6 protein-coding genes are annotated in these 7,684 nt (G+C 66.8%); 2 read left to right on the top strand and 4 right to left on the bottom strand.

Going from position 1 to position 7,684, the window contains the following annotated elements; all coding sequences use genetic code 11:
• Positions 1-132 precede the first annotated feature (132 nt).
• Together VEY12_09385 and VEY12_09380 are read right to left on the bottom strand one after the other, a co-directional pair.
• Positions 133-1,443, bottom strand: a complete 1,311-nt coding sequence (locus VEY12_09385; GenBank protein ID HYM40333.1) for an MFS transporter — start codon at positions 1,441-1,443, stop codon at positions 133-135.
• Between the two features lie 70 nt (positions 1,444-1,513).
• Positions 1,514-2,380, bottom strand: a complete 867-nt coding sequence (locus tag VEY12_09380) for a DMT family transporter (protein HYM40332.1) — start codon at positions 2,378-2,380, stop codon at positions 1,514-1,516.
• A gap of 85 nt (positions 2,381-2,465) precedes the next feature.
• On the opposite strand from VEY12_09380, the gene VEY12_09375 reads away from it, so the two are divergent.
• Both VEY12_09375 and VEY12_09370 read left to right on the top strand, forming a co-directional pair.
• Positions 2,466-3,302 carry an XdhC family protein gene (locus VEY12_09375; protein HYM40331.1) on the top strand — a complete coding sequence of 279 codons (837 nt, stop codon included), beginning with the start codon at positions 2,466-2,468 and terminating at the stop codon, positions 3,300-3,302.
• Between the two features lie 56 nt (positions 3,303-3,358).
• Complete coding sequence (locus tag VEY12_09370; GenBank protein HYM40330.1) at positions 3,359-5,077, top strand: NTP transferase domain-containing protein; 1,719 nt, start codon at positions 3,359-3,361, stop codon at positions 5,075-5,077.
• 6 nt (positions 5,078-5,083) lie between these two features.
• Here VEY12_09370 and VEY12_09365 read toward each other — a convergent pair whose 3' ends face one another.
• Together VEY12_09365 and VEY12_09360 are read right to left on the bottom strand one after the other, a co-directional pair.
• Positions 5,084-5,524: a carbon monoxide dehydrogenase subunit G gene (locus VEY12_09365; protein ID HYM40329.1), complete on the bottom strand. Its 441-nt coding sequence runs from the start codon at positions 5,522-5,524 to the stop codon at positions 5,084-5,086.
• A 16-nt stretch (positions 5,525-5,540) separates the two neighbouring features.
• The coding region (locus VEY12_09360; protein ID HYM40328.1) for an aerobic carbon-monoxide dehydrogenase large subunit at positions 5,541-7,684 on the bottom strand (2,144 nt) is incomplete at its 5' end.

The following is a 7,684-nucleotide window of genomic DNA, read 5'->3' as shown; positions in this document are numbered from 1 at the left end:
GGGGTCTGGGGTGCCGCACAGGACTTGCAAAACCGGGCATCGTCATGGTTCTCCGTGCCGCAGTTCGGGCATTTCATGGGGATCGCCGTCCGAACCGACGGAGCCGAGTACTCCTCCTAGAATCCTGGGTATTTACCGCATGCGCTCCTCGGGTTGGACCGGGGAGGCGACCGGATCCTCCGCGGATGCCGCCGCCGGTCCGGGCGTTTCGCCGACGGAATCGGGCACCGCACCTCTCCGCATCTCGGGCGATTCGTATCCGTGGAAGAAGAGTCGGTACAGGACGAGATTCCCGGTCATCACGGCCGCATACGCCACGAACGGGATGTAGATAGAACTCACGTTGAACTCGTACCCTGTGAACCCGGTTCCCACCGCGGAAAAGGCCAGACGGAGCCCTTGATTGATCCCGAGCGCCCGCCCCCGCTCCCCTTCGCTCACCAGGTCCATCATCGCGCTCTGCTGGACGGGGACCGCCATGACGCGCAGGCTCGGGAAGATGCAGTACAGCGCGAGCGACGCCGGGAACAGTTGGATCACGGGGAAGGCGAGCGCAAGCAGAATCGTGCCGCCGCGGGTGACGTAGATGCTCCGCAGGAATCCCAGCCTCCGTTCGATCCAAGGAGCCAGGAGGAGGGAGAACGCAGCGACCAGGCCCGACACCGTAGCCCAGATGCCCATTGTATCCTGCTTCACATCGTAGATGAGGATGAAGAACGGGATCAAGAAGGGAGTCACAAGGCCCTGGCTCGCGCCGTTCAGGATACCCGTTAGCGAGAACTTGCCGATGGTCACCGCCGTCCGGAGGCGCTGCCCTCGCGGGGGCTCCGTTCGGTCTCGGATGAAGACGCCCAGGGCGAGCGAGACCGTCCCGAGGGCGGTCGCGATGACGAGGATCTCCGAGGTCCCCAGGAAGCCCGCACCGAGGGCGCCGAACGCGGCGGCGATGCCCGAGATGAAGGCGAGGGCTCCGAAGAGGAACGTGCGGTCGTGGCGAGTGGAGAGGTCCGTGATCAGCGCGCTCTGGATGGGCGCCGCGACGCCGCCGACGCCGCCGCCGGCGAGCGATCCCGTGGCCGAGTAGCCACCGATCGCGGCCGCCAGGTACACCACGGGCAGCGTCTGAGAGAGGAGCAGCAGGCCTGTGGAGGCGGGCAGCATGGCGAGCGCGATCAGGAAGGTCGCTTTGCGACCGAGGGTGTCCGCGGCGTAGCCCATCAGCAAGCCCAGGAGCGCGGTCGCGAACGTCGCGGCCACGTACACGTAGCCTAGGGTGAGGTACCCGACGGGGTTCTTGTTAAAGAGCTGGACCACGACGAAGTAGGGGAACATGAGGTTGATGAAGCCCGCCGCCACGCTCCGGAACACGCGGACGACGGAGAGGAGACCGATCGAAAACCAATCCGACCGCTGCGGCGACGAAGACGAGGGGGAAGAGGCCATGGCCCGCGGCCTAGACCGAGCTCTCCGATATCACCCTTACGGCTTTCGCGGCGGGTCCTTCGGGCAGGCGTCATAGGGCAATCAGGAGGACGCCCGGGATGAAGAGCAGGAGCGCCGCCGCCTCCTTCCAGCCGAACCGTTCCTTCAAGAAGAAGTGGGCTGCGAGCGTCGAGACGAGCGGATAGGACCCCGTGACCGCGGACACGAGGGACGCCGGACCGAGGGCATACGCATAGGTCAGGACGACGACCCCGCCCGCGCCGAAGGTCACGTCGAGGAGGCCGAAGGCCGTGGCGTGCCCGCGATCCGCGTGGGGCGCTTCCAGGGGCCGCTTCCTGGTGAGCAAGATGAACGAACCCAGGACCAAGGCGTTCGAGAGCGCATAGAATCCGAAGACGTTCCCCTCTCCAATCCGATCGACCGCGACCTTGGCGAAGTACCCCCAGATACCCCAGGAGACGAAGGCCAGAAGGGCGAACACGACGGCGGAGGTCTTGCCGGTTCGCGCGCGCGTCGGCTCGCGGCTCAGGACGACGACGCACAGGAGCACGAGGACGATGCCCGCGGCCTGCGCCGCGTTCAGGGACTCCCCGAGCAGCCACAGGGACAGAAGGATCGTGGGCACCGGGTACGCCGCGGTGACCGTGCCCATGAGCCCGACGCTGCCCACGAGGATGCCCTCGTAGTAGAAGATGTAGCCCAGCGTGCCCGTGAGAGCCGCGAGGAAGCCGGCAACGATCCCGTACGGGTCCGAGCCGTTCAAGGGCGTCCGCAGGAGCGAGAAGAGGGCAACGTACGCACCACCTTCGAAGACGGCGATGAAGGCGAGCATTCGTCGGGTGCCCAGTCGCATGGTGGCGGGCTTGGAAACGAGCGTCCCGCAACCCCAGACGAGGACCGTCGCCAGTGCGAGCCCGAGCCACGCCTCCGTCGCCATGCGACTCGCCGCGGGACACCGGCCAACCATATCAGCGTGGCGGTCCGCAAAGGTAGATATGCGGCGGCAGGTCTGGCGAGCCGCGGTGTGGGCGCAGGAATTCGCCCAGAGGGTCCAGGAGCTGTCGTCGCGGAGGGAACCCTTCGCCCTCGCGACGGTCACGAAGACGGAAGGGTCGACCCTCGCGAAGACGGGCTTCAAGATCCTGATCGCCCACGATGGCGAGATCGTCGGGGGCACCTTGGGCGGTGGCTGCCCCGAGGGGCCCATCGTCGAGCTCGCGAAGCGCACGATGAAGGATGGGGTGCCGCAGCTCCTCCGGGTCCATCTCGTCGACGCGGAGCAAGAGATCAAAGGGACATTCGGTGAGCCGAAGGCCGACGAAATCTACGTGGAGACCAACTGCGGGGGGACCCTGGACGTGTTCGTGGAACCCATGCTGCCGGCGGAGCGGCTTGTGATCGTGGGCCAAGGTGGCAAGGACGACGTGGAGGAAGGGCTGGTCCACCTCGGCAAGGCGCTTGGCTTCGAAGTCGTCGTCGTGGACCCGGCGCCCCAGCTCCACGAGGAGCCCGACCGGGTGATCGAGGCATCGGACCTCGACCTGAAAGCGCTTCCCCTCGGGTGCCGCGACTCCGTGATCGTGCTCACGAAGGGCGAGCGGGATGTGGGTGTGCTCGAGTCCCTGGCCCACGCCAACGCGCGGTTCGTCGGACTGCTCGCGAGTCGCCACCGGCTCCAGAAGGACCTCGGCGAACTGGCGTCGCACGGCGTGCCCAAAACCTTTCTGGAGGGCCTTCATGCGCCTATCGGCCTGGACATCGGGGCCAAGACGCCCGCGGAACTGGCCCTCGCAATCCTGGCGGACGTCATCGCGACCAAGTATGGGAAGGATGTCTCCCACCACGCGAACCCCGGATAGGTGGGACGTCGGGCCCCTCGCTAAGGACCTCGAAAGGCTTTAGGCGGGCCGAAGCGATGGTTCGCGGGGGAACCGGGATCGGCACGGAACAACGAAGGGGGAACGCACGGGCTCCCAGAGTGACCGCCATCGTGTTGGCCGCCGGCAGCTCGACGCGCATGGGCCAGCCGAAACCGCTCCTCCGGATCGCGGGCCGCCCGCTGCTCGCTCAGGTTCTCGCGACGGTCCGGAAATCCCAGGCGGCCGAGACGGTCGTCGTGCTCGGGCACGAGGCGAGCCGCGTCCGGGCCGAGATGCCCTTGAAGCATGTCGCCGTGGTCGTCAATCCGGACTACGAAGCGGGCATGAGCACATCCCTTCGGTCAGGGGTTCACGCGGCGAGCCGGACCTCGAACGCGTTCCTCATCGTCCTCGGCGACCAACCCTACGTCGCGAGCTCGACCCTCGATCGCCTCATCGCCTCGTGGCACCCGAACGGTCCGAGGATCTTGATTCCCGTGTTCCGGGGCCGACGAGGGAATCCCGTGCTTCTCGACCGCTCCCTCGCGAACGAATTGGACACCATTCACGGAGATGTCGGGTGCCGGGCGCTGTTCGGCAACCATGCCGACGAGATCCTGGAGGTCCCCGTCGAAGACCCGGCAATCCTGGTTGACCTCGATACGCCCGAGCAGGTCGAGACCCTCTCGAACGGGCTCGCCGCCGGTCGCCCGATCCCGGAGCTCCTACAAGCTCTGCTGCCGACGCCGCAGGAGGCCCGCGAGATGGGTACTGGCCACGGAACGGAGCGCCCACGGCCTTCGCGCCACACGGACTTGCAGGCCTTGGCCGTGGACCTTGACGGGCGTGGGGAGCCGTACGTGGTCGCGACCGTCGTCCGAGTGACGCGTCCGACCTCGGGCAAGGTGGGTAACCGGGCCATCATCCGGCCCGGCCAGGACATGCGAGGCTGGGTGGGCGGGAGCTGCACCGAATCCGCGGTCCGTGCGGAATCCGTGGCGGCCCTGCGCGACGGCAGGCCGCGCCTCCTCCGCCTCTCCAAGGAGCCGAACCTCCGCGGCCACGAGGAGGGCGTGGTCGAGTACACAATGGAGTGTCACAGCGGTGGTGCCATGGACATCTACCTAGAGCCCCACGTACCAAAGCCCCAGCTATTAATCGTCGGCGACTCGCCGATCGCGGCCGCCCTCTCGTCCTTTGGCCGGCTCATGGAGTACCACGTGACCCTCGTGGCCCCGAAGGCGACACCCGACGCGTTCCCCGACGCGAATGACGTACGCACGGATGTGAATGATCTCCCGATTCCGGGGAAGGGAGAGACGTTCGCGGTCGTGGCCACCATGGGCAAGTACGACGAGGCGGCGCTCCGCGCGTTGGCGCCGTCCCGCGCGAGCTACGTCGGGCTCGTCGCGAGCCGCAAACGCGCGGCCGCGGTCCGGGACCAGCTCCGCAAGGAAGGGATCTCAGAGGATGCCCTCGCGCGAATCCGGAACCCCGCGGGCCTCGATCTCTCCGCGCAGAGCTCCGAGGAAATCGCGCTCAGCATCATGGCGGAAATCACGAAGCTCCGACGGCAGGGAGGCGCGAAGGAGATCCCGGTCCTGGAGCTCGCGGCGTCGCCTCCCACCGTGGACACGGTCCTCGACGTCGTCTGCGGCATGATGGTGGATCCCGCAACGCCGCTCCTCGCGGACCACGGGGGCAAGACGTACTACTTCTGTTCCGAGGTGTGCCGCGCCCAGTTCCGGGAATCGCCCGCCAGTTTCCTCCATTGAGCGGGGCTAGGCGCCTTCCAGCTTCCGGCGCGCGTTCTCGAAGAACGCATTCGTCTTCTTGTCAATCGTGCCCTGCATAAGCCGCGCCCCCATGCTGGCGATGGGGCCGCTCATGGCGACCTCCGCGCGCCAGGCGACGGTCGTCTGGCCCCCCGACTCCTCCATCCGAATCGTCGCATCGATGTCGAACCCGCTCCCCATCCCGGAGCCGTGCACCTTGATCCGGGCGGCCTCGGGGGCCTTGCGCTCCGCGACCGTGGCGGACCAGTTGAAGGTCCCCTTGATGAACCCGACGCCGGACTTCAGGGTCCCCTTGAAATGGTCGGCGTCCTGCACCTCGATCGTGTGCGCGTCGTCGATGCACGTGGAGAGATCGCTCGGCGTCAGGAAGAAGGTGAAGACCCGTTCGCGGGGCGCGCGAGCGCCGAACGAGCCTTCGAGCAGCATGGGACTCCCCGCGAACTCAGGAAACGCCCTTGGCGTGCAGGATGTTCCAGACCTTCCACGGCGTAATCGGGATGTCGATGTGCGTCACGCCGAGCGGCGAAAGCGCGTCGACCACGGCGTTCACGATCGCGGCGGGTGATCCGACCGTGGCTGACTCCCCGACGCCTTTCGCGCCGAACGGGTGATGGGGCGACGGCGTTGTGGTCTTCCCCGTTTCCCATTTGGGCGTCTCCACGGCGGTCGGGAGCAGGTAGTCCATGAAGGAGCCTCCCTGGATGTTCCCGTTCTCGTCGTACTCGATCTCCTCGAGCATGGAGGCCGCGAATCCCATGGTCAGGGCCCCGTGGATCTGTCCCTCGACGATCATCGGGTTGATGATCGTGCCGCAGTCGTCGACCGCGACGAAGCGGCGGATCTTCACCTCGCCCGTCTCCTTGTCGATGTCCACGACGCAGATGTAGCTGCCGAAGGGGTACGTGAGATTGGGCGGGTCGTAGTAGTCGACGGCCTCGAGCCCCGCCTCCATGCCCTGGGGGTGGTTCGTGTACGCCGCGAAGGCGACCTCCTGCATGGTCTTCGCCTTGCCGGGGACGCCTTTGACCTGGAACTTGTGGTCCTTCCATTCGATGTCGTCCGGGCTGACCTCGAGGAGGTGCGCCGCGATGAGCTTCGCCTTATCCCGGATCTTCCGGGCCGCCATGGCGGCGGCGGCTCCCGAAGTCGGGGTGCTCCGGCTCGCATAGGTCCCGAGGCCGTAGGGCGCCGTGTCTGTGTCGCCCTCCTCGATCTCGATGTCCTCCGCGGGCAATCCCAGTTCCTCGGCGAGGATCTGAGCGTACGTGGTCTCATGCCCCTGACCCTGGGACTTCGTTCCGAGGCGGGCCATCGCCTTGCCCGTGGGATGGATCCGGATCTCGCAGGAGTCGAACATCTTCAGGCCCAGGATGTCGAACTGCTTCGATGGGCCTGCCCCCACGATCTCCGTGAAGCTGGAGATCCCAATGCCCATGTACTCCCCGCGCTTACGCTTCTCCTGCTGCTCCTTGCGCAGGGCGTCGTACCCGATGAGGTCCATCGCCTTCCGGAGGGCCGCGGGGTAGTTACCGCTGTCGTAGGTCCACCCGAGGGCGGACTCGTAGGGGAACGCATTCGGTGGGATGAAGTTCTTCATGCGGAACTCCGCGGGGTCGATGCCCATCTTGTGCGCCAGGACGTCCACCATGCGCTCGATCGTGTACGCGGCCTCCGTGACCCGGAAGGAACACCGGTACGCGATGCCGCCCGGGGGCTTGTTCGTGTACGCGCCGTCGACCTCGACGAAGGCCTTGCTGAACGGATACGAGCCGGTGATGATGTGGAAGAGCCCCGCGGGGAACTTGGACGGGTTCGCAGCCGCGTCCGTGTAGCCGTGGTCCGCGACCGTCTTCACCCGGAGCGCGGTGAGCTTCCCGTCCTTGGATGCGCCGAGCTCCGCGACGATGTGGTAGTCCCGAGCGAAGGAGTCCGACTGGATGTTCTCCGAGCGGTCCTCGACCCACTTCACGGGGTGGCCCGTCTTGAGGGCCGCGACCACGGCGAGGACGTAGCCGGGGTACACGGGCACCTTGCCACCGAATCCGCCGCCGATGTCCGGCGAGATGATCCGGATCTTGTGCTCCGGGAGCCCGGAGACGATGGCGAAGACCGTGCGAATCGCATGGGGCGCCTGGGTCGTCATCCAGACCGTGAGCTTTCCCATGGCCCGATCGAACTGGGCCACGCAGCCGCAGGTCTCGATGGAGCAGACGTGGATCCGCGGGATGTAGAACTTCTCCTGGACGACCACGTCGGATCTCTTCAGCGCATCGGCCGTGCCCTGCTTGTCGCCGACTTCCCAGTGCCAGATGTGGTTCGTGTTCGTCCCCTTGTCCGGGCGCAGGATGGGGGCGCCCGGCTCCAGGGCCTTGAACGGATCCACGACCACGGGCAGCGGCTCGTAGTCCACCTCCACGGCCGCGGCGCCGTCCGCGGCGGCGTACCGGCTCGTGGCGACCACCGCAACGACCTCCTGGCCTTGGAACATGACGCGGTCCGTCGGCAGGACCATCTGCTTGTCCGACATGAGCGTGGGCATCCAGGCGAGCTTCGCGGCCTCGAGATCCTTGCCCGTGATCACGGCCA

This window comes from Thermoplasmata archaeon (assembly GCA_035632695.1).
GTDB lineage: Archaea > Thermoplasmatota > Thermoplasmata > RBG-16-68-12 > RBG-16-68-12 > RBG-16-68-12.
Note: the sequence above shows the minus strand (reverse complement) of the source record. Positions and strands in the feature narration are given on the sequence as shown.